This is a genomic window from Pseudomonas sp. NMS19W (assembly GCF_051554255.1).
Classification (GTDB): domain Bacteria; phylum Pseudomonadota; class Gammaproteobacteria; order Pseudomonadales; family Pseudomonadaceae; genus Aquipseudomonas; species Aquipseudomonas kribbensis.
Genome location: NZ_CP136718.1, coordinates 2,510,001 through 2,533,521, shown reverse-complemented (window position 1 = coordinate 2,533,521; position 23,521 = coordinate 2,510,001). Strand labels below are relative to the sequence as shown.

The 23,521-nt window shown below is 60.5% G+C and carries 19 protein-coding genes and 2 rRNA genes (1 of these 21 running past the window's edge); 11 read left to right on the top strand and 10 right to left on the bottom strand.

Translation table 11 applies throughout. The features are described from left to right. Positions 1-29 precede the first annotated feature (29 nt). The 3 genes from R1A29_RS11290 to R1A29_RS11280 are packed head-to-tail and all read left to right on the top strand — an operon-like array spanning position 30 to position 3,024. A complete protein-coding gene (locus R1A29_RS11290) occupies positions 30-1,217 on the top strand; it encodes an ABC transporter substrate-binding protein (RefSeq protein WP_438301504.1) in 1,188 nt (395 codons plus the stop codon). Next, on the top strand, positions 1,214-2,275 hold the full coding sequence (locus R1A29_RS11285; protein ID WP_265814808.1) for a FecCD family ABC transporter permease: 1,062 nt from the start codon (positions 1,214-1,216) through the stop codon (positions 2,273-2,275). The genes R1A29_RS11290 and R1A29_RS11285 overlap by 4 nt, the downstream gene beginning before the upstream one ends. After that, positions 2,269-3,024, top strand: a complete 756-nt coding sequence (locus R1A29_RS11280; RefSeq protein ID WP_438301503.1) for an ABC transporter ATP-binding protein — start codon at positions 2,269-2,271, stop codon at positions 3,022-3,024. The genes R1A29_RS11285 and R1A29_RS11280 overlap by 7 nt, the downstream gene beginning before the upstream one ends. A gap of 10 nt (positions 3,025-3,034) precedes the next feature. Here R1A29_RS11280 and R1A29_RS11275 read toward each other — a convergent pair whose 3' ends face one another. The 6 genes from R1A29_RS11275 to R1A29_RS11250 form a co-directional block, all read right to left on the bottom strand. Further along, the gene (locus tag R1A29_RS11275; protein ID WP_438301502.1) at positions 3,035-5,161 is read right to left on the bottom strand and encodes a TonB-dependent receptor family protein; all 2,127 of its coding nucleotides are present in this window, start codon (positions 5,159-5,161) and stop codon (positions 3,035-3,037) included. A gap of 93 nt (positions 5,162-5,254) precedes the next feature. Further along, positions 5,255-6,214 (bottom strand): LysR family transcriptional regulator, encoded by a 960-nt coding sequence (locus R1A29_RS11270; protein WP_438301501.1) that lies wholly within the window; start codon positions 6,212-6,214, stop codon positions 5,255-5,257. Positions 6,215-6,312: 98 nt separating this feature from the next. Continuing rightward, entirely contained in the window at positions 6,313-7,668 is a 1,356-nt protein-coding gene (locus R1A29_RS11265) for an FAD-dependent oxidoreductase (RefSeq protein ID WP_438301500.1), read from the bottom strand. Between the two features lie 37 nt (positions 7,669-7,705). After that, positions 7,706-8,761, bottom strand: coding sequence for a Rieske 2Fe-2S domain-containing protein (locus R1A29_RS11260; protein WP_438301499.1), 1,056 nt, complete (start codon positions 8,759-8,761; stop codon positions 7,706-7,708). A 180-nt stretch (positions 8,762-8,941) separates the two neighbouring features. Further along, entirely contained in the window at positions 8,942-9,211 is a 270-nt protein-coding gene (locus tag R1A29_RS11255; RefSeq protein ID WP_265814814.1) for a hypothetical protein, read from the bottom strand. A gap of 64 nt (positions 9,212-9,275) precedes the next feature. Continuing rightward, positions 9,276-10,046 (bottom strand): helix-turn-helix domain-containing protein, encoded by a 771-nt coding sequence (locus tag R1A29_RS11250; RefSeq protein WP_438301498.1) that lies wholly within the window; start codon positions 10,044-10,046, stop codon positions 9,276-9,278. Between R1A29_RS11250 and R1A29_RS11245 the strand changes: the two genes are divergently transcribed. The 6 genes from R1A29_RS11245 (at position 10,034) to R1A29_RS11220 (ending at position 16,777) form a co-directional block, all read left to right on the top strand. Further along, positions 10,034-10,240, top strand: coding sequence for a hypothetical protein (locus tag R1A29_RS11245; protein WP_438301497.1), 207 nt, complete (start codon positions 10,034-10,036; stop codon positions 10,238-10,240). The two genes, R1A29_RS11250 and R1A29_RS11245, sit on opposite strands and share 13 nt — an antisense overlap. Positions 10,241-10,281: 41 nt before the next feature. Continuing rightward, entirely contained in the window at positions 10,282-11,913 is a 1,632-nt protein-coding gene (locus R1A29_RS11240) for an APC family permease (protein WP_134827150.1), read from the top strand. A 22-nt stretch (positions 11,914-11,935) separates the two neighbouring features. Next, on the top strand, positions 11,936-12,862 hold the full coding sequence (locus R1A29_RS11235) for a 4-hydroxyproline epimerase (RefSeq protein ID WP_438301496.1): 927 nt from the start codon (positions 11,936-11,938) through the stop codon (positions 12,860-12,862). A 55-nt stretch (positions 12,863-12,917) separates the two neighbouring features. Continuing rightward, complete coding sequence (locus R1A29_RS11230; RefSeq protein WP_423205494.1) at positions 12,918-13,865, top strand: dihydrodipicolinate synthase family protein; 948 nt, start codon at positions 12,918-12,920, stop codon at positions 13,863-13,865. A 67-nt stretch (positions 13,866-13,932) separates the two neighbouring features. Further along, positions 13,933-15,510 (top strand): aldehyde dehydrogenase (NADP(+)), encoded by a 1,578-nt coding sequence (locus R1A29_RS11225; protein ID WP_438301495.1) that lies wholly within the window; start codon positions 13,933-13,935, stop codon positions 15,508-15,510. 4 nt (positions 15,511-15,514) lie between these two features. Continuing rightward, positions 15,515-16,777, top strand: a complete 1,263-nt coding sequence (locus R1A29_RS11220; RefSeq protein ID WP_438301494.1) for an NAD(P)/FAD-dependent oxidoreductase — start codon at positions 15,515-15,517, stop codon at positions 16,775-16,777. Here R1A29_RS11220 and R1A29_RS11215 read toward each other — a convergent pair. Next, positions 16,756-17,718 (bottom strand): LysR family transcriptional regulator, encoded by a 963-nt coding sequence (locus tag R1A29_RS11215; protein ID WP_438301493.1) that lies wholly within the window; start codon positions 17,716-17,718, stop codon positions 16,756-16,758. The genes R1A29_RS11220 and R1A29_RS11215 overlap by 22 nt on opposite strands. A gap of 125 nt (positions 17,719-17,843) precedes the next feature. On the opposite strand from R1A29_RS11215, the gene R1A29_RS11210 reads away from it, so the two are divergent. Beyond that, positions 17,844-18,833, top strand: coding sequence for a zinc-dependent alcohol dehydrogenase family protein (locus tag R1A29_RS11210; protein WP_438301492.1), 990 nt, complete (start codon positions 17,844-17,846; stop codon positions 18,831-18,833). Between the two features lie 75 nt (positions 18,834-18,908). Here the strand turns inward: R1A29_RS11210 and ycaC are convergent, their stop codons facing one another. Next, the gene (ycaC, locus tag R1A29_RS11205) at positions 18,909-19,541 is read right to left on the bottom strand and encodes an isochorismate family cysteine hydrolase YcaC (RefSeq protein WP_169429988.1); all 633 of its coding nucleotides are present in this window, start codon (positions 19,539-19,541) and stop codon (positions 18,909-18,911) included. A gap of 225 nt (positions 19,542-19,766) precedes the next feature. Between ycaC and R1A29_RS11200 the strand changes: the two genes are divergently transcribed. After that, positions 19,767-21,323, top strand: coding sequence for a sensor domain-containing diguanylate cyclase (locus R1A29_RS11200; protein WP_438301491.1), 1,557 nt, complete (start codon positions 19,767-19,769; stop codon positions 21,321-21,323). A 151-nt stretch (positions 21,324-21,474) separates the two neighbouring features. On the opposite strand, the gene rrf is transcribed toward R1A29_RS11200, so the two are convergent. Both rrf and R1A29_RS11190 read right to left on the bottom strand, forming a co-directional pair. Beyond that, a 5S ribosomal RNA gene (rrf, locus tag R1A29_RS11195) occupies positions 21,475-21,590 on the bottom strand. Between the two features lie 155 nt (positions 21,591-21,745). Next, positions 21,746-23,521: ribosomal RNA gene (locus tag R1A29_RS11190) — 23S ribosomal RNA — on the bottom strand (it continues 1,115 nt past the right edge of the window).

Genomic DNA, 23,521 nt, shown 5'->3' with positions numbered 1-23,521 from the left:
CCGATCCGGCTTTTGCAAAGGCATACACCATGGTTAATGTTTTTCGCCGCCGCCAGACCTTCGCCGCCCTGTTGTTCGCCGGGCTGCTGGGTTTGTCGATTTCTTCTCTGATGCCAGGCAGCGCACGGGCTGCCGAACCGGATCCGGCACTGGGCACCGTGACTGATTTGCAGGGCCGCACGGTCAAGGTTCACCTGCCGGTCCGTCGCGTGATCCTGGGGGAAGGCCGCCAGTTGTATCTGGTGGCTGCGCTGGACACGCAGAACCCCATCGAACGCATCGTCGGCTGGCGCAAGGACCTGATCCAGTCCGACCCGGACACCTACAACGCCTACCTGCGCAAATTCCCCGATATCGCGAAAATCCCGACCTTCGGCGGCTTCGAAAGCGGCACCTTTGATATCGAGCAGGCAATCTCGCAGAAGCCTGACGTGATCTTCCTCAATATCGAAGCGCAGCATGCGACCGAGGATGCGCGCTACATCGAGAAACTCGACGCCCTCGGCATCCCGGTGGTGTACGTCGACTTTCGCAACAACCCCATGCAGAACACCGAGCCGACCATGCGCCTGTTCGGCAAGTTGTTCGGCAAGGAAGAACGCGCCGAAGCCTTCATCGACTTTCGTAACCAGCAGATCCATCGCGTCACCGATGTGATCGAGAAACACCACCCTGCCCGCCCCAGCGTGTTCATCGAGCGCATCGGCGGCTACACCGATGACTGCTGCCTGAGTTTCGGCAACGAGAACTTCGGCCTGTTCGTCGATATGGCCGGCGGCAATAACATCGCCCGCCGGATCATTCCGAGTACGTTCGGGCAACTGAACCCCGAGCAGGTGATTGTCGCCAATCCGGACCATGTCGTGGTCACCAGCGCCGACTGGGAGGCCTTTGCGCCGGGCGGCCATTGGGTCGGTGTCGGCCCGGGCGCGGACCTGGCCGAAGCCCGACGCAAACTGGCCTGGTACACCCAGCGCCCGGCCTACGCCGGCATCAAAGCGCAGAAAACTCAGGCGTTTCATGCGATCTGGCATCAGTTCTACAACAGCCCTTACCAGTTCGTGGCCATTCAGCAATTGGCCAAATGGTTCCACCCGGAACTGTTCGCCGATCTTGATCCGGATGCCGCGTTTCGCGAGCTGCACGAGCGCTTCTTGCCAGTGCCTTACGAACCGGGCTATTTCGTCAGCCTGCAAAAAACCGAGGCCAAACCATGAGCTCGCTGGGTGAAGCACCGATCGTGCAAAGCGTCACCTACCGGCGGCTGGTGCTGCGTAAGCGGCTGATCCTGCTCGGGCTGGCCGTGCTGCTGATCTTCAGCGTCCTGCTCGACCTGGCCCTCGGCCCGGCGCAATACAGCCTTGGTGAAGTGCTCGAAGCGTTGTTCTCACCGGATACAGCTTCGGCGCAGGTTCGGGTGGTGATGTGGGACATCCGTCTGCCGGTGGCGTTGATGGCGGTCGCTGTCGGCGCGGCGCTTTCGCTGGCCGGGGCGCAAATGCAGACCATCCTCAACAACCCTCTCGCCAGCCCTTTCACCCTCGGCATTTCTGCGGCGGCCGGTTTCGGCGCGGCGCTGGGGCTGGCCTTCGGCGTGGCGCTGTTTCCGCTGGCGGCGCAATACATGGTGCCGCTCAACGCGTTCATCATGGCGATGCTCTCGGCGCTGCTGATCCACTTTATGAGCATGCGTCGTGGGGTGACGGCTGAAACCATCGTGCTGCTCGGTATCGCCCTGGTGTTTACCTTCAATGCGCTGCTGGCGCTGGTGCAGTTCTTCGCCACTGAGCAAGCCGTGGCGGCCGTGGTGTTCTGGACCATGGGCAGCCTGACCAAAGCCACGTGGCCGAAACTCGGGGTGATCTGCGTGGTGATCCTCATCACCCTGCCGATTTTCGCCAAGCGCGCGTGGGCGATGACGGCCCTGCGTCTGGGGGATGACAAGGCCGCGAGCTTCGGCATCAACGTGCGCAGCCTGCGTTTTCAGACGCTGATCATGGTCAGCCTGCTCGCCTCGTTTCCGGTGGCGTTCGTCGGCACCATCGGTTTTATCGGGCTGGTCGGGCCGCACATCGCACGAATGCTGATCGGTGAGGATCAACGGTTTTTCCTGCCGGCCTCGTTGCTGACCGGTGCGCTGATCCTGTCTGCCAGTTCGGTGGTCAGCAAGACCCTGATCCCGGGGGCGATATTCCCCATTGGCGTGGTCACGTCGCTGATCGGCGTGCCGTTCTTCATTTCTCTGATTCTCAACGGGAAGAAAAACTCATGGTGAAGCTGCGGCTCGAAAACCTCGGGGCCGGTTATGGCCAGCGCGAGATCATCTCAGGCGTGAGCACCGCGACCTTCACTGGAGGCCAAGTGGTGGCGGTAGTCGGGCCCAATGCGGCGGGCAAATCGACGTTGTTCAAACGCATGGCCGGGCTGATCGACGGTCCGGGCGAAGTGATTCTGGAAGGTTCGAAAAAAGGTACGCAAGGCATCAGTTACATGCCCCAGGGCCTGAACGCCAGCGCCCGGCTTACGGTTTACGAATCAGTGCTGCTGGCGCGCAAGCAACTGACGCCCAACTGGTCGGTACACGACGATGAATTGCAATTGGTGGACGAGATTCTCGAGGCGCTCGGGATCACCGGACTGTCATTCCGCAACCTGGGTGAACTGAGCGGTGGCCAGCAACAGTTGGTGTCAATCGCCCAGACCCTGGTGCGCGAGCCGGAAATCCTGCTGATGGACGAACCCACCAGCGCACTCGACATGCACCGGCAGGTGCAGGTGCTGAACTTCATGAAAGCCTTGGCGCGCCGCCGCGAGGTGATCGTGTTCATCGCCATCCACGACTTGAATCAGGCGCTGCGTTTTGCCGATCAGGTGCTGGTCATCGCTGGTGGCACGGCTCATGGTAGCGGGCCGAGCCATGAGGTCATCACCGAGCCGATGCTGCGCACGGTCTACAAGGTCGAGGCGCGGATCGAGCAGTGCAGTCGCGGGCAGCGCCATATTCTGATCGACGATATTGTTTGAGGGTTGGCCCTCAGAGCAGACTCCACGACACCCCGACATACATCGCCATGCCCTCGCCCGGCGTCGAGCGTGCGGCGTCCAGTCCTTTATCGTCGTAGCCCGGCGTGACGGTAGCGGCGTAGTGTTTGTCGGTCAGGTTGCGCATGTCCAGCCAGGTCTGCCAGTCGCCCTTGGGTGCGTTGTAACCCAGGGTCGCGCCGAAGGTGGCGTAAGGGTCGGCGTAGTAGCTGTTGGCGTAATCCACCGCGACTTTCGACACCAGTTGCGTGTTGACTGCCGCGAAGAAGCCCTGCGGAAAGTCGTAGCGCAGTTCGCCCTGGTAGTAATGCATCGGCAGGCCCGGCAGGCGGTTGTCGCCGAAGCGGTCGTCATCGCGGTAGTGGAAGTCGCTGAAGGTGTAAGCCTGACGCAGGCTCAACTTGCCGCCGTCGTTCGCCGACCACAGGTTGCTGTTCAGGCTGGCTTCAATGCCTTGGTGCACGGTCGGGCTGGCGTTGAGTTCGTACGGGGTAGTCGCGTTGGCATCCGGCAACACCGAAAGCAGTTCGTGGCGCACCTGGGCGTAGTACCAGGCCAGGCTCCATTCGCCGAGCGCGCTGTTACCACGACCACCGAGTTCCAGCGAGGTCGCGGTCTGGTTCTGCAGTTTGACCGGATCGCGCTGGGTGCCGGTGGCGGCGCCGCTGCCGGCCGGGAACCGTACGTTGGAGCTGTAGATCAGCGACCACGGATGCGGCGCTTCGACCGAGCGGCTGAGGTTGCCGAACAGTTGCAGGTCCGGCGTCACCTGATAACGCAGGCCCAGACGTGGTGCGTAGTCCCAGTCGCCGAGGCTGGTCTTGCCGCCACCTTCCGGGTAGGTCACGGCACTTTCGCGGCGGGTGTAGATCGCGGCAAGGCCCGTGGTCAGCCACAGGTCGTCGGCGATCTCCAGATCATTGCCAAAGTGCAGAACGGTGTCCGAGCCTTGATAAGTGAAGTTGCGCATGTGCGTGCCCGGCGCATAACCGGCGGTGTTGCCGGTGGGAATCCTTACCAACTCAGTGGCACCGTCGTTAGGCAGGTGTTTGGTCACCCGCAGGCCAACTGTGCTGCGGCTTTCGAGCCCCCAAAGCGTATCGCGGCGTTTGTAGTCGAACGTGCCGCTGACATCGGTGTATGCGACCTTTAAACGGTTCGGGCCTTCACGCAGATCCATCGGGTAATCGTGATAAACCAGACCGGTCTGGATGCTCGAATCATCGTCGATGTAGTACGTGGTCTTGTTGCCGATGAAGGTGCTGCCGGGTTGATCGCGGCTGTCGTTGCGCGTCACGTAGGCCGGGTTGGCCGCACGCGGATCGTGTTCGATGGAGTGTTTGGTCACTCGCCCGGCAAGATCGTTGTCGGTCTCGCGGTGACGGATGTAGAAACGGGTTTCCAGATTCGGATTGAAGCGATAACCGAAGTTGGCGATCACACCCTGGCTCTTGCTGGCGGTGTGATCCTGATAACCGTCGGAGTGTGCATCGGTCATCGACAGGTAGTAATCGAAGTCGCCCAGCACCTGGCCCGAGCTGACTTGCCGTTGCGCATAACCGTGGCTGCCCATGACGTAACGCACATTCAGCAGCGGCGCGTTGTAGCCGGTGTGGCTGACGTAATCGACCGCCCCGCCGAGGGCCAGCGCACCACGATCGAAACCGTTGGCACCACGCAACACTTCCACATGGTCGAGCCACAGTGGCTCCAGCAACTCGTAGGGCGTGCCGCCGGGACCGGTCAGCGGCAGACCGTCGAGCATCGTGTACAGCCCAGACGCGTGGGCGCCGGGAGCCCGATTGATGCCCGAGCCACGAATCGAGATTTTCACCCCTTCGTTGCCCGCCGACTGGGCATATACGCCCGGCTGATACGCCAATACATCCTGATTACTCGCCACCCGCCCCTGCAACGGAGCGCGCATATCGACCACATTGGTAGCGCCGGGGACTTGCGCAAGCCGGGACTTGGCCTCTTCCACCGAAAGGTCTTCGCCCGTCTGTTCTTCAGCCCCGATCAACACCTGCCCCAACTCCATGCCCTGAGACTCGGCTTCGACCGGACAGGCAAGGGCCAGCCCCAGCAATGCAGCGGGCAGTGTTTTGAGCGAGGGCATCGAGAGAACTCCAGACAGACAGTTACGGGCAGTGAGAACTGCGACGTATGAATGAACGAAGTAAACACATGGCGATTTTGTTTTTTGTCGAGACTAGAACCCGCGATCCTGACTGATCGGCATCAAAGGCTCGGGGCCAATCGCCTTGGCTGCGGCCAGCACCACGCTGCGCAGCCACTTCGAAGCCTGCGAACGATGTTTGCGTGCATGCCACAACTGGTAGTAGCGCAAGGGCTGCGCCGGCACCGGAAACGGCTCGATCCGCAGCGGCAACAATTCGGTGTAGTGCTTGGCAAACGAACGTGTGGTGGTGAACACCAGGTTCGATTTGACCAGCACGTAAGGCGCAATGCAGAAGTACGGCAAAGTCGTTTTCACACGCCGGACCAGGCCGCTTTTCGCCAGTTCGGCGCCAATCGTGCCCTGCCCGGAAGCATTGTGTGTCATCACCGCCAGGTGATCCGCTTCCGCGTAGGCTTCCGGGGTCAGCCCACCCCGTGCAATCGGATGCTCCTCACGCATCAGACAAACCAGATCATCGTCGCACAGGGGTTGCAGATGAAGATGCTCGGCCGGCGTTCGCCAGTTGCCGATCACCAGATCGAGAAAACCGTCCTCCAGCCCACGGGAGTAGCCGCCCTCGGCTTGCAGGTGCTTGAGCTCCAGCGTGGCGAACGGGGCTTGCGCATAAAAACGCTCGATGATGGCGGGCACGAAAAACACACTCAGGTAATCCGGCGTGCTGATGCGAAAGGTCTGTCGGGTGGTGGCGGGATCGAACAGGTCGATCGGGTGCAGGATCTGCTCGATACCGTTCAGAGCCTGCGAAACGGGCTCGATCAAGGTGAGGCCGTGCGCGGTCAGCACCATCCGGCTGCCGCTGCGCACCAGCAACTGATCGCCGGTCAGCTCGCGCAGCCTGCGCAACGCCACGCTGATCGCCGGTTGAGTCTGCCCGAGCAGCTCGGCCGTACGCGACACACTGCACTCCGTCAGCAACGTGTAGAGCGTGCGGATCAGCTGGACATCGCAGTTGGGCAAAGCGTTGGACACAGCAACCTCTTTTCCGGTGGACGGATTGATGTAGCGCTATATACCAGATGATATAGCGCTATTCATTTTCGCGTCCATGCGAGGGTTCACGTGCAGTGCTACCGCCAGTCCGGCAGCCTTTTCAGCAACTCGGCTTTTTCATGGACCGCACCACCCATCAGGACGAATCCCTGCATTTGGCTCTGCTGATCCAGGTAAATGGATTTCACGTGAGCAATGCCTTTGTCACAGCGCCCCGCCCACTCGGTCGACCACTCTCCCTCGGTGCTCATCGGCGACGCCACAATGGTCGGCAAGACACTTGTCTTGATCGTCACCGGCATGGCGGGATAAGCGACCGGCGTCGGCTGACCCGCCAGGGTCTGGGCCAGCGACCGGGCCTGCAACATGATCGGCATCACATAGGGCAGCACCAGGTCATGGACTTGCGCGCAATCGCCCAAGGCGTAAACGTTGTCGGCGCTCGCTCGCAAATAAGCGTCAGTGACAATACCGCCGGCAACCCGAATACCTGCCGCCCGCGCCAGATCGACGCGGGGTTCGAGGCCAATGGCACTCAACACATAATCCGCTTCCAGCACGCGGCCATCGGCCAGTTGCAACGCATACCCCTGCCCGGCGCGGTTAACTGCAACCGGTGCATTGCCGAGCTCCAGGCGCACGCCAATCGACGCCAGCGCATTGGCCATTTCCTCTCCGGCCTCCGAAGGCAGCAGGCGACTCAACGGCCAGGTGGCCCGGTCGACAACCGACACTTCATGACCGGCATGCCGCAGATCATTGGCGAACTCGCAACCGATCAGCCCGCCGCCCAGAATGGCGATCCGGCTATCAGCGCTGATCTGCTGACGCAGGCGCCGATAATCTTCCAGGTCGTTCACCGTGATGATGGCGTCCACCCCATCGCCTTGCAGCGCGGGGCGACGCGCATCGGCCCCGAGCGCCAGCACCAGTGCGCGGTAGCGAAGTGGTTGGCCGTCGATGCAGATCGACCGGGCATCGGTGTCGATTCGTTCTACTGACGCGTGCGTTCTGATCTGCGCTTGCAGTTGCGCCGCCATCTGCTCGGCGCTGAAGGTCACCAGTTGCTCCGGCAAACGCCCGGTCTGGAAGGCGTTGGACAGCGCCGGTTTTGAGTAAAACTCGCCGCCGTCGCGGGTGACGATCTGGATTGGCGTGTCGCTATCCAGCTTGCGCAGCTCGCGCGCCACGGTGTAGCCAGCCAGCCCCGAACCCAGAATGATCACCGGGTCGGATTGCTCCGGCACGCAGTTCGGCTCTGCACTCTGCCCGACCTGGATCATCTGAAAGTCAGCCTTCCCTACCCCGCACTCCGGGCAATACCAGCTCTCCGGCACGTCCTCCCAGCGAGTCCCGGCCGGGATATCGTGCTCAGGTATTCCCACGGCTTCGTCGTAAATGAAGCCGCACACAAGACATTCCCACTTGAACATGGTCGATCCTCCAGTCAATCGATACGCAGCGGCTGAATCAGCTGGTGAAAGCGCGTCCCAGGCCGAGCGCACTCAAGGCGCGACGGTAGGCAGTGGAAGAGCGGTCGGCAGGAATGTGGATTTCCAGCGACAGATCCAGCGGCAAGTCTTCCGGGCGGCACAGCTCGACGATGTCGCGATCTTCTTCGAAGACTTGCTGGTTGAACGCGTAAACGTCTTCCAGCGGCATCTCCTTGTCGAAGTTGCGGGTGATGGCGCAGAACATGCGGGTCTTGCGCGCCGAGATCGGGCTGGCCGCATTCAGAATCACCAAGCGGTGTTCCGGCTCGGGGAAGTTGACGGTCAGGCGCGCAGTGAACGGCGCGAAGACATCGAAGGTGCGGTTCCAGAGAAAACCTTCCGGCGCGCGATGCTGCAGACTCTTGGGGAAATTGCTGACGTTGCTGATGTACTCGGCGTGGACCCCGTACGGCGTGACCTCGGCCTTGTAGGTCGGCACCACCGGGTTGTCGCGCTCGGCAAAAGCCTCGTGGTGAATCCACGCAAAGTGCGCGACATCGATAAACCCTTCCACTTGCCGGCCGGCAGAAGCCGCGATGTCGATGGACGGCGGCAGGATGCGCTGAAAGCTGTCATCGGCCCAGGACGGCATTTCAGCGAACGGCGCACTGGTGCCAGACATCAGCACCCAGATCAGACCGAAGTCTTCACGGGTCGCGTACATCTGGATGCGATGGCGTTCGGTGAGATTGGCATTGGGCTCCGACGGGATGTGCGTGCAGCGACCATCGGTGCCGAAGTGCAGGCCGTGATACGGGCAGATGATGTTTTCGCCCTTCACCCAACCTTTGCTCAGTGGCGCGCCGCGATGACTGCAAATATCCCGGGCGGCGTTCAGTTTCCCGCCGGCCCGGTAGAGTACGACCGGCTCGTCCAGCAGCGTGACGGCATAGGGTTTGTCGGTCACGTCTGCCGAAAAGGCCACGGGGTGCCAGTGCTTGCTGAGCGTCTCGCGGTCTTGTGCGGTGAAGGTGCTGCTCTTGGTGATCGGGTTCCAGGTAACGGACTGGCAGGCTATTGCGGCCGTGGACATGTGAGTTCTCCTTGACGTGGAAAAGGCACCGAAGGGGTGCGCATCCGCAGGCTGTTGGATGTGTTGTTGGCCTGCGGACGACGAGTGCGAAATCCATGCTAGAGATTCGCGCCGGCCTCGCCCATGTCGTGAAGAACATGTTGCTTATGTGAAATCAGATATACCGGTCTGACTGGGTATTCACTTGCACTTGGCCAACACCACCTGGCAGGTACCGGGCGTACCGCCGGAGCGGCCTGCGTAGCGCATGCAGTTATCCATGGATTTTTTCTGTGCCTGGCCCAGGGTCTGTCCCCAGGCCAGGCCACCCTCGCCCATCGTCGGCACCGCTTTGGCGTAACAGCGATCACCCACGGTCGCATAGCGAGCCTTGCTGGAGCAGCCTGTCGTCAACGTCAGCATGATCGCGCAAAGAAAATACGCGCAATGGCGTATCTGTATCCGGTTCATCTCGTTTTACCTGCGCAACTTGGGACTGACGGGCTCAGTTTATCCGCAATGCCCCGGGAACCGTTCATTGCTCCGTCGCCTGCCGGTACTGACGCGGCGTGAAGCCGGTCGAGGCCTTGAATTGGCGAGTGAAGGCGCTGTGGTCGGTGTAGCCGCACTGCAGGGCGACGTCGGTGATCGGCAGGTCGGTGTGCAACAAGCGATGGGCATGCTCCAGCCGTACTTTCTGGATCATCTGCCGGGGCGTCAGATGGAACACCCGCTTGCAGTAGCGCTCCAGCTGCGCCACGGAAATACCGGCGATCCGGGTCAGTTCCCCCAGCGTCACCCGCCGATTGAAATGCGCGCGAATGTGCTCGTCGACGGCGGCCAGACGTTCGAAGGCCGGGTGGGTTTCGCTGGCCGATTGCAGATCCACCGAAATCCCCGCCAGGCCGATGATCGCGCCATCGCGGTTGTACAACGGTCGCTTATGGGTCAGGCACCAGCCCGGTTCGCGACTGCCGTACAGATGCAATTCCAGCTGATCCTCCAGCACCCATCCCTCTTCCAGCACCCGGCGATCCTGCTCGGTGTAGCCCGGCCCCAGTTGCGCCGGGAATACCTGCGCACTGGTTTTGCCGAGCAACGGCTTCAGGTCTTTCAACCCGCAGCGCTGCACCAGGGTGCGGTTGGCCAGGGCGTAACGCGCGTCTGGATCCTTGATGAAAATCACCGCATTCGGAATCACGTCCAGCATCGGCAACAGCGCGGCAACTCCTGCCACCAGGGCTTCGAGGGTCTGGGGGCGATTGTGTTCATCGCCCTCGCACAGGCGCGCAAATGCGTTCTGCATCGTCGGTGTTTTCCTTCGCGGGTGAATCGGCCAACGGCCCGCCATACGGCGTTCGCGTGCAGAGTGCAGCAACGCCCACGGCCTGTCGAGGTCTGCCGTCGTTCAGCGCAATTGTGCTGATTTCGTCATCCAGTCTTGCGCAAAACATCAATCGCCCGACCACCGATGAGTTCAATGTTGGCCCGTCCCAGTGACATACACCTGCCTATCCAATAACTCACAAGAAGGCGACGCCATGTCAGGCCAAGGCAAGTTCAAAAAACAGCTTTCATTGATCGACCTCACGTTTATCGGGCTCGGAGCGATCTTCGGGTCGGGGTGGCTGTTCGCGGCCAGTCACGTTTCCGCGATTGCCGGGCCGGCGGGGATTTTTTCCTGGCTGCTGGGCGGTTTCGCCGTATTGCTGCTGGGCATCGTCTACTGCGAACTGGGCGCTGCCCTGCCCCGGGCCGGCGGTGTGGTTCGCTACCCGGTCTATAGCCACGGGCCGCTGCTCGGTTATCTGATGGGTTTCATCACACTGATCGCGTTTTCCAGTCTGGTGGCGATCGAAGTGGTCGCCTCGCGCCAATATGCGGCGGCGTGGTTTCCCGGCCTGACCAAAGCCGGCAGTGGTGATCCGACAGTGCTGGGCTGGCTGGTGCAGTTCGGTCTGCTCTGCGTGTTCTTCCTGCTCAACTACCGCAGCGTGAAAACCTTCGCCAAGGCCAACAACCTGGTGAGTGTGTTCAAGTTCATCGTGCCGCTGCTGGTGATCGGTGTGCTGTTCACCTTCTTCAAACCGGAGAACTTTCAGGTTCAGGGTTTCGCACCCTTCGGGCTCTCGGGCATCGAGATGGCCGTTTCCGCTGGCGGTGTGATCTTCGCCTACCTCGGCCTGACCCCGATCATCTCGGTGGCCAGCGAAGTGAAAAATCCACAACGCACGATTCCCATTGCGCTGATCCTGTCGGTGCTGCTGTCGACTGCAATCTACGTGCTGCTGCAAACGGCGTTCCTCGGCGGCATCCCGACTGAATTGCTCGCCAATGGCTGGGCCGGGGTTTCCAAGGAGTTCGCCCTGCCGTATCGCGACATTGCCCTGGCGCTCGGCGTGGGCTGGCTGGCCTATCTGGTGGTGGCCGACGCGGTGATCTCGCCCAGCGGCTGCGGCAACATCTACATGAACGCCACGCCTCGCGTGATCTACGGCTGGGCGCAGACCGGCACCTTCTTCAAGGTGTTCACCCGCATCGATGAAAAGTCCGGCATCCCGCGCCCGGCGCTGTGGCTGACCTTTGCCCTGTCGGTGTTCTGGACTCTGCCGTTTCCGTCCTGGGAAGCGCTGATCAACGTGGTGTCCGCCGCACTGGTGTTGAGCTACGCCGTGGCGCCCGTGACCGTCGCCGCGCTGCGTCGCAATGCGCCGGACATGCCGCGCCCGTTCCGGGTCAAGTGCATGGGCGTGCTGGGGCCGGTGTCGTTCATCATCGCTGCGCTGATCGTTTACTGGTCCGGGTGGGACACCGTCTCCTGGTTGCTCGGCCTGCAGATCCTGATGTTTGTCGTGTACCTGCTGTGTGGTCGTTTCGTACCGACCAGACATCTGAGCCTTGCCCATCAAGTGCGCTCATCCGCGTGGCTGATCGCCTTCTACGCCGTGACCATCGTCCTGTCGAAACTCGGCACTTTCGGTGGCCTCGGCATCCTCGCCCACCCTTTCGACACGCTGGTCGTCGCCGCTTTCGCCACCGGCATTTACTACTGGGGCGCCGCCACCGGTGTGCCGTCGCACCTGCTGCGTCTGGAGTCCGAAGAGGATGAAAGCGAAGTCGCTTCGACGTCCCCGGCCTCCGCTGCCAACCCGCGCGCTGCCGGCGCTTATTGAAACCTCTTGAAGGGACACGAACATGAAACGCGTACACGTCATTGATTCCCACACAGGCGGTGAACCCACGCGCCTGGTGATGAAGGGTTTCCCCGATCTGCCCGGCAACACCATGGCCGAAAAGCGCGATGCCCTGCGCAACCAGCACGACCGCTGGCGCCGGGCCTGCCTGCTGGAACCGCGCGGCAACGATGTGCTGGTGGGCGCGTTGTATTGCGAGCCGGTATCGCCGGACGCCACTTGCGGGGTGATCTTCTTCAACAACGCCGGTTATCTGGGCATGTGCGGCCACGGCACCATCGGCCTGATCGCCTCCTTGCAGCATCTGGGGTTGATCGCCCCGGGCGTGCACAAGATCGACACACCGGTCGGCCCGGTCAGCGCGACGTTGCATGAGGACAGCGCCGTGACTCTGGGCAACGTGCCCGCCTATCGCTCACGCAAACAGGTGGCGGTGGAAGTGCCGGGATACGGCCGCTTCCTCGGTGACGTTGCCTACGGCGGCAACTGGTTTTTCCTGGTGTCGGAGCACGGCCAGACGCTGACGATGGACAACGTCGAAACCCTGACCGACTTCACCTGGAAAATGCTCAAGGCCCTCGAAGACCAAGGCATCCATGGCGAGGACGGCGCAATCATTGACCACGTCGAACTGTTCGCCGATGACAACAACGCCGACAGCCGCAACTTCGTCATGTGCCCCGGCAAAGCCTACGACCGCTCACCGTGCGGCACCGGTACCAGCGCCAAACTCGCCTGCCTGGCCGCCGACGAAAAACTTCAGCCCGGCCAGCGCTGGGTGCAGGCCAGCATCACCGGTAGCCAGTTCGAAGGCCGCTTCGAATGGGAAGGTAAACGCGTGCGCCCGTTCATCACCGGCCGCGCCTACATGACCGCCGACAGCACGCTGCTGATCGACGAAGAAGATCCGTTCGCGTGGGGCATCTGAGCCGCCGCGCTGCTTTTCCATACCTATCTGAATGACCGTTCCAAGGAGAACAATAATGAGCGACAACATCTTCACCGGCTGCATGCCCGCCCTGATGACCCCGTGCACCGCCGCACGCAAACCGGACTTCGATGCGTTGGTGGCCAAGGGTCGCGAGCTGATCGATATCGGCATGAGCGCTGTCGTGTATTGCGGCTCCATGGGCGACTGGCCGCTGCTCACTGAAGCCGAGCGTCAGGAAGGCGTGGCGCGGCTGGTGGCTGCCGGGATTCCGACCATCGTCGGTACTGGCGCCATCAACACCCGTGAAGCGGTGTCCCACGCGGCCCATGCGGCCAAAGTCGGCGCTCAGGGTTTGATGGTTATTCCACGGGTGCTGTCCCGTGGCGCTTCGCTCGCCGCGCAGAAGGCGCACTTCGCCGCGATTCTGCAAGCCGCGCCGAACCTGCCGGCAGTGATCTACAACAGCCCTTACTACGGTTTCGCGACCCGCGCTGACCTGTTCTTCGAACTGCGCCGCGAGTACCCAAACCTGATCGGCTTCAAGGAATTCGGCGGTGGCGCCGACCTTCGCTACGCCGCTGAAAACATCACCTCCAAGGACGATGACGTGACCCTGATGGTCGGTGTCGACACCCAGGTCGTGCACGGCTTCGTCAACTGCAACGCCACCGGCGCGATCACCGGCATCGGCAACGCCCTGCCCCGCGAAGTGCTGCAACTGGTGGCCCTGAGCAAGCAGGCGGCCAAGGGAGACGCCAAGGCCCGGCGCCAGGCACGGGAGCTGGAATCGGCGCTGGCAGTGCTGTCGTCCTTCGACGAAGGCACGGATCTGGTGCTGTATTACAAACACCTGATGGTGCTCAACGGCGACAAGGAATACACCCTGCACTTCAACGAGACCGATGCCCTCAGTGACTCGCAGCGTCGCTACGCGGAAGCCCAGTACGCGCTGTTCCGTCACTGGTACGAAAACTGGTCGGCAGAACAGAACTTCGCCTGACCCGCAGCCTCGTTTCAGCCCGCCGTGATTACCGGCGGCGGGCCTTCTTTCTTCTCAGGAACATGCCATGTCTCTTACGGGCAAACTGCTGATCGGTCAGCAAACTATCTCGGGTGATCGCGAAGTCATTCAGGGGATCAACCCGGCCACTGACGCACTGCTGGAGCCCGCTTACGCTGGCGGTTCCGCCGAGCACGTCGAACAGGCCTGCGCACTGGCCTGGGCCGCATTCGACCGCTACCGCGAAACCGCGCTGGACGCACGCGCCGAATTTATCGAAACCATCGCCCACGAGATCGAAGCCCTCGGCGATGAGCTGATCGACCGCGCCATGGCCGAAACCGGCCTGCCGCGCCCTCGTCTGCTGGGCGAACGTGGGCGTACCTGTCAGCAACTTCGACTGTTCGCCCGCACCGTACGCGCCGGCGAATGGCTGGATGTGCGCGTTGACAGCGCACAACCGCAGCGTCAGCCGATGCCACGTTCGGATCTGCGTCAGCGTCAGATTGCGCTAGGGCCAGTGGCGGTGTTCGGCGCGAGCAATTTTCCACTGGCGTTCTCCGTCGCTGGCGGCGATACCGCTTCAGCACTGGCCGCCGGATGCCCGGTGATCGTCAAGGCCCACGGCGCCCACCCCGGCACCAGCGAACTGGTCGGCCGCGCCGTGGCTAGGGCCGTCAAGGCCTGCGGTCTGCCTGAGGGCGTGTTCTCGTTGCTGTACGGTTCCGGGCGTGAAGTCGGGATTGCGCTGGTCAGCGATCCGCGCATCAAAGCCGTCGGTTTCACCGGTTCGCGCAGCGGCGGGCTCGCGTTGATCAAAGCGGCTCAGGCTCGCCCCGAACCGATTCCGGTGTATGCGGAAATGAGCTCGATCAACCCGGTTCTGCTGTTTCCCGTTGCGCTGCGCAATCGCTCGCAATCGCTGGCCGAAGGTTTTGTCGCCTCGCTCACGCTGGGCGCCGGCCAGTTCTGCACCAATCCCGGCCTGGTGATCGCCCTCAAGGGACCGGCGCTGGACACCTTCATTGGCGCCGCGGCCGAGCTCATCCAGCGCAGCCCGGCCCAGACCATGCTCACGCCCGGTATCTTCAATGCCTACGAGTCCAGCGTGAACGCATTGGCGGAAAACCCGCGCGCACGCCTTGCAGCGGTCGGCCAGAGAGGAACAGGTCCGAACCAGGGGCAGGCCCATGTCTTTGTCGCCGATGCTGCGGACTTTCTCGCCGATCACGCGCTGCAAGCCGAAGCTTTTGGCGCGGCGTCTCTGGTCGTGCAATGCGCCGGCCACGATGAAGTCCGTCAGGTGCTCGAACGCCTGGAAGGTCAACTGACCGCCACCCTGCATCTGGATGACGCGGATCTGGATCAGGCCCGCTCATTACTGCCGACCTTGGAGCGCAAGGCCGGACGCTTGCTGGTCAACGGCTGGCCGACCGGGGTCGAAGTCTGTGACGCGATGGTGCATGGCGGGCCTTTCCCGGCCACGTCCGATCCGCGCACCACGTCGGTCGGCACGGCGGCGATCCAGCGTTTCCTGCGCCCGGTCTGCTATCAGGATTTCCCCGACGCCTTGCTGCCCACCGCGCTCAAACAGGCCAATCCACTGACATTGCGACGCCTGCTCGATGGCCAAAGGGAAGCCTGAAACCATGCCGAACATCACCCATGACATCGCCGTGGTCGGCGCCGGCATCATCGGCGTTGCCTGCGCCCTGCGTCTGGCGCGGCAGGGTTTGCAGGTGGTCGTGATCGACCCGCAGGAGCCCGGCCACGGCGCATCGTTCGGCAATGCCGGGCACCTGGCGACCGAGCAGGTGTTTCCGATAGCCGATCTGTCGATTCTCAAGCGCTTGCCGGCCATGCTCATGGACCCGATGGGGCCGCTGCGCCTGGACTGGAAATACCTGCCCTGCGCCCTGCCCTGGTTCACTCGCCTGCTGCTGAATCTGCGCTCGGCGCCATTTCAGCGCACCGTGGCGGGTCTGCGAGCGCTCAATGAAAGTTCGCTCGAAGCCTGGCGCCGGTTGCTCGACGACATCCGACGCCTCGACCTTTTGAAGGTGGAAGGATCCTTGCTGGTCTTCGAGCGGCAGGATTCGCGCCCTGCACTCGAAGCATTGCAACGACGCATGCAACAGCAACAGGTGCCGGTTGATTGGTGGCAGGCCGGGGCGGTACATGAAACCGCACCGCAACTCAGCGAAAAGATACAGGGCGGGCTATTTTTCCCGAACACCGGGCATTTCATCGATCCGTACCGGGTGGTGTTTGAACTGGCCAGCGCTGCCAAGGCCTGCGGCGTGCAATTTGTGAAACAACAGGTCGAGGGCGGCCAACTGCAGGAGGGCGGCGTCAGCCTGATAACCGAAAACGGCACGCTGTCAGCTCGTCAGGTGTTGATTGCCTGTGGCGCTCACTCGGCAAAACTCACCGCCGCACTGACCGGCAAAAGAGTTCCGCTCGATACCGAACGCGGCTATCACCTGATGCTGCCTCAAGAACACGATCGTTTACCCTTCCCGGTCACTTCGCTGGAGCGCAAATTCATCATGACGCCGATGTCCGAGGGACTGCGATTGGCGGGCACTGTTGAGTTCGCCGGGCTCAAAGCGCCACCGACCATGGCGCGGGCCTGGCAGTTGCATCGTCTGAGCAAGGGGTTGTTTCGAGAGGAATTGAATGTGGAGGCAGCCACGCCATGGATGGGATTCCGGCCGTCGCTGCCGGATTCGTTACCGGTGATCGATAGTGTGTGTGACGGGAAAGTGTTGCTGGCGTTTGGGCATCAGCATCTGGGGCTGACACAGGCGGCGGTGACGGCGGAGATGGTTGGGGGGATGGTTTCACCAGCGATGCGAAGTGAGTCTTGTCATCTGCCGTCACTCAAGCGTTATCGGCTGGATCGTTTCTGACAGTGGGCCGCTTTCGACTCGAGGCGGCCCACAAATAGACAGGCTTGTTTACTGCCCTTCGTAACCGAACACCCCCGTGCAAAATCAATAAAGCTTCTTAGCTTTGGCGTCAGCCGCCGATCCGGCGAATACAATAGACTCATCGGCGACACCGGGACCTTGTATTGCGGCAACACACTCACCAGCGTGCCGCTTCGCAGGGAATCCTTGACCAGTTCCAGCGGCAACATCACTACGCCCAGCCCCGCTATCGCTCCGGCCAGGAGAGGATCGCCCTGATTAATCGTCAATCGGCTTTTAATCGGTACGTCGATGCAGCCTTCCGGGCCTTCGAATCTCAGGTGGGAACGCCCGTCGGAATAGGCAAACGCCAGGCATTCATGTTCCTGAAGATCCCAGGGTGTCGCGATCGGCGGGCGCCGCGCGAGATAGGACGGTGCCGCACACAGCACCATTTGATAAGGCATCAGGGGCAACGCCTTCAAGCCGCTGTCGGCCAGTTCGCCAATGCGGAATACCGCGTCGTATCCGCCGTCCACCAGATCCACCAGTTCGTTCGACAGCGCCAGATCCACGGACACCTGCGGATAGCGGACCATGTACTCCAGTAGGCGCGGCGACAGTGTACTGACACCGAAAGTCACGGGCGCGTTGATCCGCAGTCGGCCACTGGGCACACCACGGGTCACGGCAGCCATTTCCTCGGCGGCTTCCATGTCAGCCAGAATCATCTTCGCCCGCTGATAAAACGTACGGCCAAAATCCGTAAGGCTTTGCTTGCGAGTGGTGCGATTGAGCAGCGAAACACCCAGGTGCTGCTCAAGTAGCTTCACCTGTTTGCCGACCATCTGCGGGGACAGATTGAGCTCATCCGCCACCGCACTGAAGGTACCCAGCTCTACCGCTTTGACGAAGGTGGCCATGAGTGTGAGGCGATCCATTGGAAACTCTTTGTTTCTAGTGTTGCGCCATCCTAGGCCTTTATCCGAAGCAGGCCAAAGACTAAATTGGCGCCCAAGGCACCGGATCACACAGGTGCAATTCATCGAAAACCGAGGAAGTACACATGGCACGCATTGTCAGGATTCATGAATACGGTGACGCGAGCGTCCTGAAACTGGAAAACATTGATGTTCCGGCACCCGCAGCGGACGAAGTGCAGATCGAGGTCAAAGCTTTCGGCCTGAATCGCGCCGAAGTGATGTTCCGTAATCACGCCTATTTGCAGGAAGCGGAGTTTCCCAGCCGCCTCGGTTACGAAGCGGCCGGCGTCGTGGTCGCGGTCGGTGCCAACGTCAGCGAATTCAGGGCCGGCGATGCTGTGAGCGTTATTCCGCCGCTGGACATCGCCCGCTGGGGCACCTACGGCGAACTGGCCAACGTACCGGCAAGCCTCACCGTCAAGCATCCCTCGAATCTGTCCTTCGAACAGGCCGCCGCATCCTGGATGCAATACGTCACCGCATGGGGTGCACTGGTCGAACAAGCGAAGCTTCAGAAAAATGACTTCGTGATCGTCACCGCCGCCTCCAGCAGCGTCGGGCTCGCGGCCTTCCAGATCGCCCGGATGGTGGGCGCTACCTCGATCGCCGTGACCCGAACTCGTGCCAAGAAACAGGCATTGCTGGATGCCGGCGCGGCGCACGTGATCGTCAGCGACGAAGAAGACATGGTGGCAGTGGTCATGGCGTTGACCGACGGCAAAGGCGCGCGCGTGGTATTCGATCCAGTGGGCGGCCCCTCGTTCGAGCCGCTGACCCAAAGCATGGCTCGCGGCGGCATCTTGCTGGAGTACGGCGCATTGAGCCCGGAACCCACACCATTCCCGTTGTTCACCGTGCTGGGTAAATGCCTGACCCTCAAGGGTTACCTCTATTCGGAAATCGTGTCGGATCCGGCCACACTGGCCCGCGCAAAGGCCTTCATTGTCGACGGCCTGGCATCGGGCGCGCTGCAACCGGTCATGGCTCGGACCTACGCTCTGGACGACATTCAGGATGCGCATCGCTTCCTTGAGGCCAATCAACAAATCGGAAAAGTAGTCGTCACGGTCTGAAGACCTCCCCTCCTGCTCCTCTGTAAACGACGAAAGCCTGCTTTTCAGAGCAGGCTTTCATCTTTCGGCATTACCTTATTTTTGCTGGGCCGTCAGCGCCGCATAGCCATTCATCAGGTTGCGATAGTTTGGAATCCGCTGGGACAGCAGATTGCCCAGGCCTTCGATGTCGTTACGCCAGTCGCGGTGCAACTCACAGGCCACCGAAAACCAGTTCATCATTTGTGCGCCGGCCTGGGTCATGCGGTTCCACGCAGCTTGCTGCACGGTGGTGTTGAAGGTGCCGGAGGCATCGGTCACCACGAACACGTCAAACCCTTCCGCCAGCGCCGACAAGGTCGGGAACGCCACGCACACGTCGGTCACGACACCGGCAATGATGATCTGCTTGCGGCCGGTGGCCTTGATTGCCTTGACGAAGTCTTCGTTGTCCCAGGCGTTGATCTGGCCCGGGCGGGCAATGTACGGCGCGTCCGGAAACATTTCCTTGAGTTCCGGTACGAGCGGGCCGTTCGGGCCTTGTTCGAAACTGGTAGTGAGGATGGTTGGTAATTCGAAGAATTTCGCCAGGTCGGCCAGGGCCAGGACGTTGTTCTTGAACTCGTTCGGCGAGAAGTCCTGTACCAGGGAAATCAGGCCGGTCTGGTGGTCAACCAGCAAAACTACGGCGTCGTCTTTGTTCAAGCGGTTGTAAGTTGCAGTGCTCATGTTGAATCTCTTTTTAGTTGTGTAGGTAGGGTTGCGTTCAAGATGGGCACAGATTAATGACTTGGTTGGACGTGATAAATCGCCTGTAAAGGGTTTCACCGTCAACTGAGAGGAGACAATCCATTCAAAGTGATGTATCGATCACGCCGCTGTCCGAACTTACCGCCGATCCTTGTCATAATGTTTGTCAGCACTACGTTCAGAATGACATCCAAGGAAAAGTTGATGCTCGGACGCAATTCTCAAGAGCCAACTGCAAACGACGCGCGACGCAGCAAAAAAGTGAAGGCGGGCTCGACCTTTCGGCTGACCGTCAGCTTCATGGTGGTGGTTGTCGTGGCCTTTCTGGCGGTCGAGAGCTGGCGAACGTGGCGGGACTATCGTTCGGTATTCGCCTCTGCTCGGGACTCGGTGACCAACCTCGCCCGCGCCACGGCCCAGCACGCCGAAGACACCATTCGCCAGGTCGACGTGCTCACCGCAGGGCTGGCGGAACGTGTCGAGGGTGATGGCCTGCAAAATCTCGACGTTACGCGTATTCACAAGCTGCTGGTGCAGCAATCGAAGATCATGCCGCAGCTGCATGGCCTGTTCATCTATGGCCCGGATGGCCACTGGATCGTGACCGATAAGGAGGTCACGCCGGAAATGGCCAACAACGCCGACCGTGATTACTTCCAGTACCACCGCACCCATGACGATCGGCAGGTACGGATCGGTCAAGTGGTCGAGAGCCGCTCCACTCATGACTTGATCATTCCTATCTCCCGCCGTTTGAACAACCCCGATGGTTCGTTCGCGGGCGTGCTGCTGGGGACGGTCAAGGTCAGTTACTTCGTCGACTATTACGGCGACTTCCGCATCGATGACAAAGGCGCACTGGTGCTGGCCATGCGCGACGGCACGATCCTGGTCCGCCGTCCCTTTATCGCATCGGTAGTTGGCAAGAGTCTGGCAAACAGCGAGATCTTCAAGACCTACCTGCCCAGCTCCAACGAAGGTATTGCCCAGATCCGGGCGGTGGTCGATGACACGGAGCGTCTGTATGGCTATCGTGCCTTGACCACTTATCCACTGGTGGTCGAAGCGGGGTTGTCCAAGGACTCGATCACAGCACCATGGCGACGGGATCTGCTGAAAAACGGCTTTGTGCTGATTTTTCTGATTCTGGTACTCGCCGGTTTCGGTCTGATCGTCCTGAGTCAATTGCGTCAGCGAATTGCGATGGAACGGGAAATTCGTTCCGCCCATCAAGCCATGCGCGACATGGCACTGACCGACAGCCTGACCGGCCTTGGCAATCGCCGACGTCTGGACGCCGCACTCTCGGATGAAATCCGCCTGACCCGGCGCCAGGGCACACCGTTGTCGTTGATCATGCTCGATGTCGATTACTTCAAACGCTACAACGACCGCTATGGCCACGCTGCTGGCGACGATTGCCTCAACGCTGTCGGACGTGCGATCCAGCAAGCGGTCAAACGCCCGGGCGACCTCGCTGTGCGCTACGGCGGAGAGGAGTTCACCGTGTTGCTACCCAACACCGACAACGCTGGCGCCATACGAGTCGCCGAAGACATTCTTCAGACTATCCGCTCGCTGGAACTGGAACACAGCGGACATCCCTTGCGTTACGTGACTGCGAGCGCAGGGGTTACCACACGCCACCCGGTTGACGACTCCGTGACGCCGGCCATGCTGTTGAAGTCGGCTGATACCTGCCTTTATCAAGCGAAACGGCTGGGGCGAAATCGCTGGTGCTCCACGGATAAACCTGCGTGATGCGGGGGGCATAACGCAAACGAGTGCATCAAGGATGCGTCCACGGCCACTTCAATGGTTGCGATCGCGACAGTCGGCCCCTGCGCCGAGCACTTTCCTGCAGGCAAAACAAAACCCCAACTGCTTTCGCAATTGGGGTTTCGGAATTTAATCTTGACGATGACCTACTCTCACATGGGGAAACCCCACACTACCATCGGCGATGCATCGTTTCACTTCTGAGTTCGGGATGGGATCAGGTGGTTCCAACGCTCTATGGTCGTCAAGAAATTCGGGTACTGACTCGTGACCAAATGGCCTCGCTTCAGCAAATTGGGTATGGATAGTTTTCGGTGCTTTGTGAGCGTCGAACTTTCGGTTCATTGCGTCTTCACACACCGCAATCTGGTCTCTTTCGAGTCTGCAGATTGCTTGGGTGTTATATGGTCAAGCCTCACGGGCAATTAGTATTGGTTAGCTCAACGCCTCACAGCGCTTACACACCCAACCTATCAACGTCGTAGTCTTCGACGGCCCTTCAGGGAACTCAAGGTTCCAGTGAGATCTCATCTTGAGGCAAGTTTCCCGCTTAGATGCTTTCAGCGGTTATCTTTTCCGAACATAGCTACCCGGCAATGCCACTGGCGTGACAACCGGAACACCAGAGGTTCGTCCACTCCGGTCCTCTCGTACTAGGAGCAGCCCCTCTCAAATCTCAAACGTCCACGGCAGATAGGGACCGAACTGTCTCACGACGTTCTAAACCCAGCTCGCGTACCACTTTAAATGGCGAACAGCCATACCCTTGGGACCGGCTTCAGCCCCAGGATGTGATGAGCCGACATCGAGGTGCCAAACACCGCCGTCGATATGAACTCTTGGGCGGTATCAGCCTGTTATCCCCGGAGTACCTTTTATCCGTTGAGCGATGGCCCTTCCATACAGAACCACCGGATCACTAAGACCTACTTTCGTACCTGCTCGACGTGTCTGTCTCGCAGTCAAGCGCGCTTTTGCCTTTATACTCTACGACCGATTTCCGACCGGTCTGAGCGCACCTTCGTACTCCTCCGTTACTCTTTAGGAGGAGACCGCCCCAGTCAAACTACCCACCATACACTGTCCTCGATCCGGATAACGGACCTGAGTTAGAACCTCAAAGTTGCCAGGGTGGTATTTCAAGGATGGCTCCACGCGAACTGGCGTCCACGCTTCAAAGCCTCCCACCTATCCTACACAAGCAAATTCAAAGTCCAGTGCAAAGCTATAGTAAAGGTTCACGGGGTCTTTCCGTCTAGCCGCGGATACACTGCATCTTCACAGCGATTTCAATTTCACTGAGTCTCGGGTGGAGACAGCGCCGCCATCGTTACGCCATTCGTGCAGGTCGGAACTTACCCGACAAGGAATTTCGCTACCTTAGGACCGTTATAGTTACGGCCGCCGTTTACCGGGGCTTCGATCAAGAGCTTCGCGTTAGCTAACCCCATCAATTAACCTTCCGGCACCGGGCAGGCGTCACACCCTATACGTCCACTTTCGTGTTTGCAGAGTGCTGTGTTTTTAATAAACAGTCGCAGCGGCCTGGTATCTTCGACCGGCATGGGCTTACGGAGCAAGTCCTTCACCCTCACCGGCGCACCTTCTCCCGAAGTTACGGTGCCATTTTGCCTAGTTCCTTCACCCGAGTTCTCTCAAGCGCCTTGGTATTCTCTACCCAACCACCTGTGTCGGTTTGGGGTACGGTTCCTGATTATCTGAAGCTTAGAAGCTTTTCTTGGAAGCATGGCATCAACCACTTCGTCGCCTAAAGGCAACTCGTCATCAGCTCTCGGCCTTAGAACCCCGGATTTACCTAAGATTCCAGCCTACCACCTTAAACTTGGACAACCAACGCCAAGCTGGCCTAGCCTTCTCCGTCCCTCCATCGCAATAACCAGAAGTACAGGAATATTAACCTGTTTTCCATCGACTACGCTTTTCAGCCTCGCCTTAGGGACCGACTAACCCTGCGTCGATTAACGTTGCGCAGGAAACCTTGGTCTTTCGGCGTGGGTGTTTTTCACACCCATTGTCGTTACTCATGTCAGCATTCGCACTTCTGATACCTCCAGCAAGCTTCTCAACTCACCTTCACAGGCTTACAGAACGCTCCTCTACCGCATCACTTGCGTGATACCCGTAGCTTCGGTGTATGGTTTGAGCCCCGTTACATCTTC

Excerpts from the sequence above, each read along its gene's own strand:
- R1A29_RS11245 (WP_438301497.1), top strand. The coding sequence starts at position 10,034 with ATGCGTTCTGCATCGTCGGTGTTTTCCTTCGCGGGTGAATCGGCCAAC.
- R1A29_RS11225 (WP_438301495.1), top strand. The coding sequence starts at position 13,933 with ATGTCTCTTACGGGCAAACTGCTGATCGGTCAGCAAACTATCTCGGGT.
- R1A29_RS11260 (WP_438301499.1), bottom strand. The coding sequence starts at position 8,761 with ATGTCCACGGCCGCAATAGCCTGCCAGTCCGTTACCTGGAACCCGATC.
- R1A29_RS11265 (WP_438301500.1), bottom strand. The coding sequence starts at position 7,668 with ATGTTCAAGTGGGAATGTCTTGTGTGCGGCTTCATTTACGACGAAGCC.
- R1A29_RS11280 (WP_438301503.1), top strand. The coding sequence starts at position 2,269 with ATGGTGAAGCTGCGGCTCGAAAACCTCGGGGCCGGTTATGGCCAGCGC.
- R1A29_RS11220 (WP_438301494.1), top strand. The coding sequence starts at position 15,515 with ATGCCGAACATCACCCATGACATCGCCGTGGTCGGCGCCGGCATCATC.
- R1A29_RS11285 (WP_265814808.1), top strand. The coding sequence starts at position 1,214 with ATGAGCTCGCTGGGTGAAGCACCGATCGTGCAAAGCGTCACCTACCGG.
- R1A29_RS11200 (WP_438301491.1), top strand. The coding sequence starts at position 19,767 with ATGCTCGGACGCAATTCTCAAGAGCCAACTGCAAACGACGCGCGACGC.
- R1A29_RS11275 (WP_438301502.1), bottom strand. The coding sequence starts at position 5,161 with ATGCCCTCGCTCAAAACACTGCCCGCTGCATTGCTGGGGCTGGCCCTT.
- ycaC (WP_169429988.1), bottom strand. The coding sequence starts at position 19,541 with ATGAGCACTGCAACTTACAACCGCTTGAACAAAGACGACGCCGTAGTT.
- R1A29_RS11210 (WP_438301492.1), top strand. The coding sequence starts at position 17,844 with ATGGCACGCATTGTCAGGATTCATGAATACGGTGACGCGAGCGTCCTG.
- R1A29_RS11290 (WP_438301504.1), top strand. The coding sequence starts at position 30 with ATGGTTAATGTTTTTCGCCGCCGCCAGACCTTCGCCGCCCTGTTGTTC.
- R1A29_RS11255 (WP_265814814.1), bottom strand. The coding sequence starts at position 9,211 with ATGAACCGGATACAGATACGCCATTGCGCGTATTTTCTTTGCGCGATC.
- R1A29_RS11235 (WP_438301496.1), top strand. The coding sequence starts at position 11,936 with ATGAAACGCGTACACGTCATTGATTCCCACACAGGCGGTGAACCCACG.
- R1A29_RS11250 (WP_438301498.1), bottom strand. The coding sequence starts at position 10,046 with ATGCAGAACGCATTTGCGCGCCTGTGCGAGGGCGATGAACACAATCGC.
- R1A29_RS11240 (WP_134827150.1), top strand. The coding sequence starts at position 10,282 with ATGTCAGGCCAAGGCAAGTTCAAAAAACAGCTTTCATTGATCGACCTC.
- R1A29_RS11215 (WP_438301493.1), bottom strand. The coding sequence starts at position 17,718 with ATGGATCGCCTCACACTCATGGCCACCTTCGTCAAAGCGGTAGAGCTG.
- R1A29_RS11230 (WP_423205494.1), top strand. The coding sequence starts at position 12,918 with ATGAGCGACAACATCTTCACCGGCTGCATGCCCGCCCTGATGACCCCG.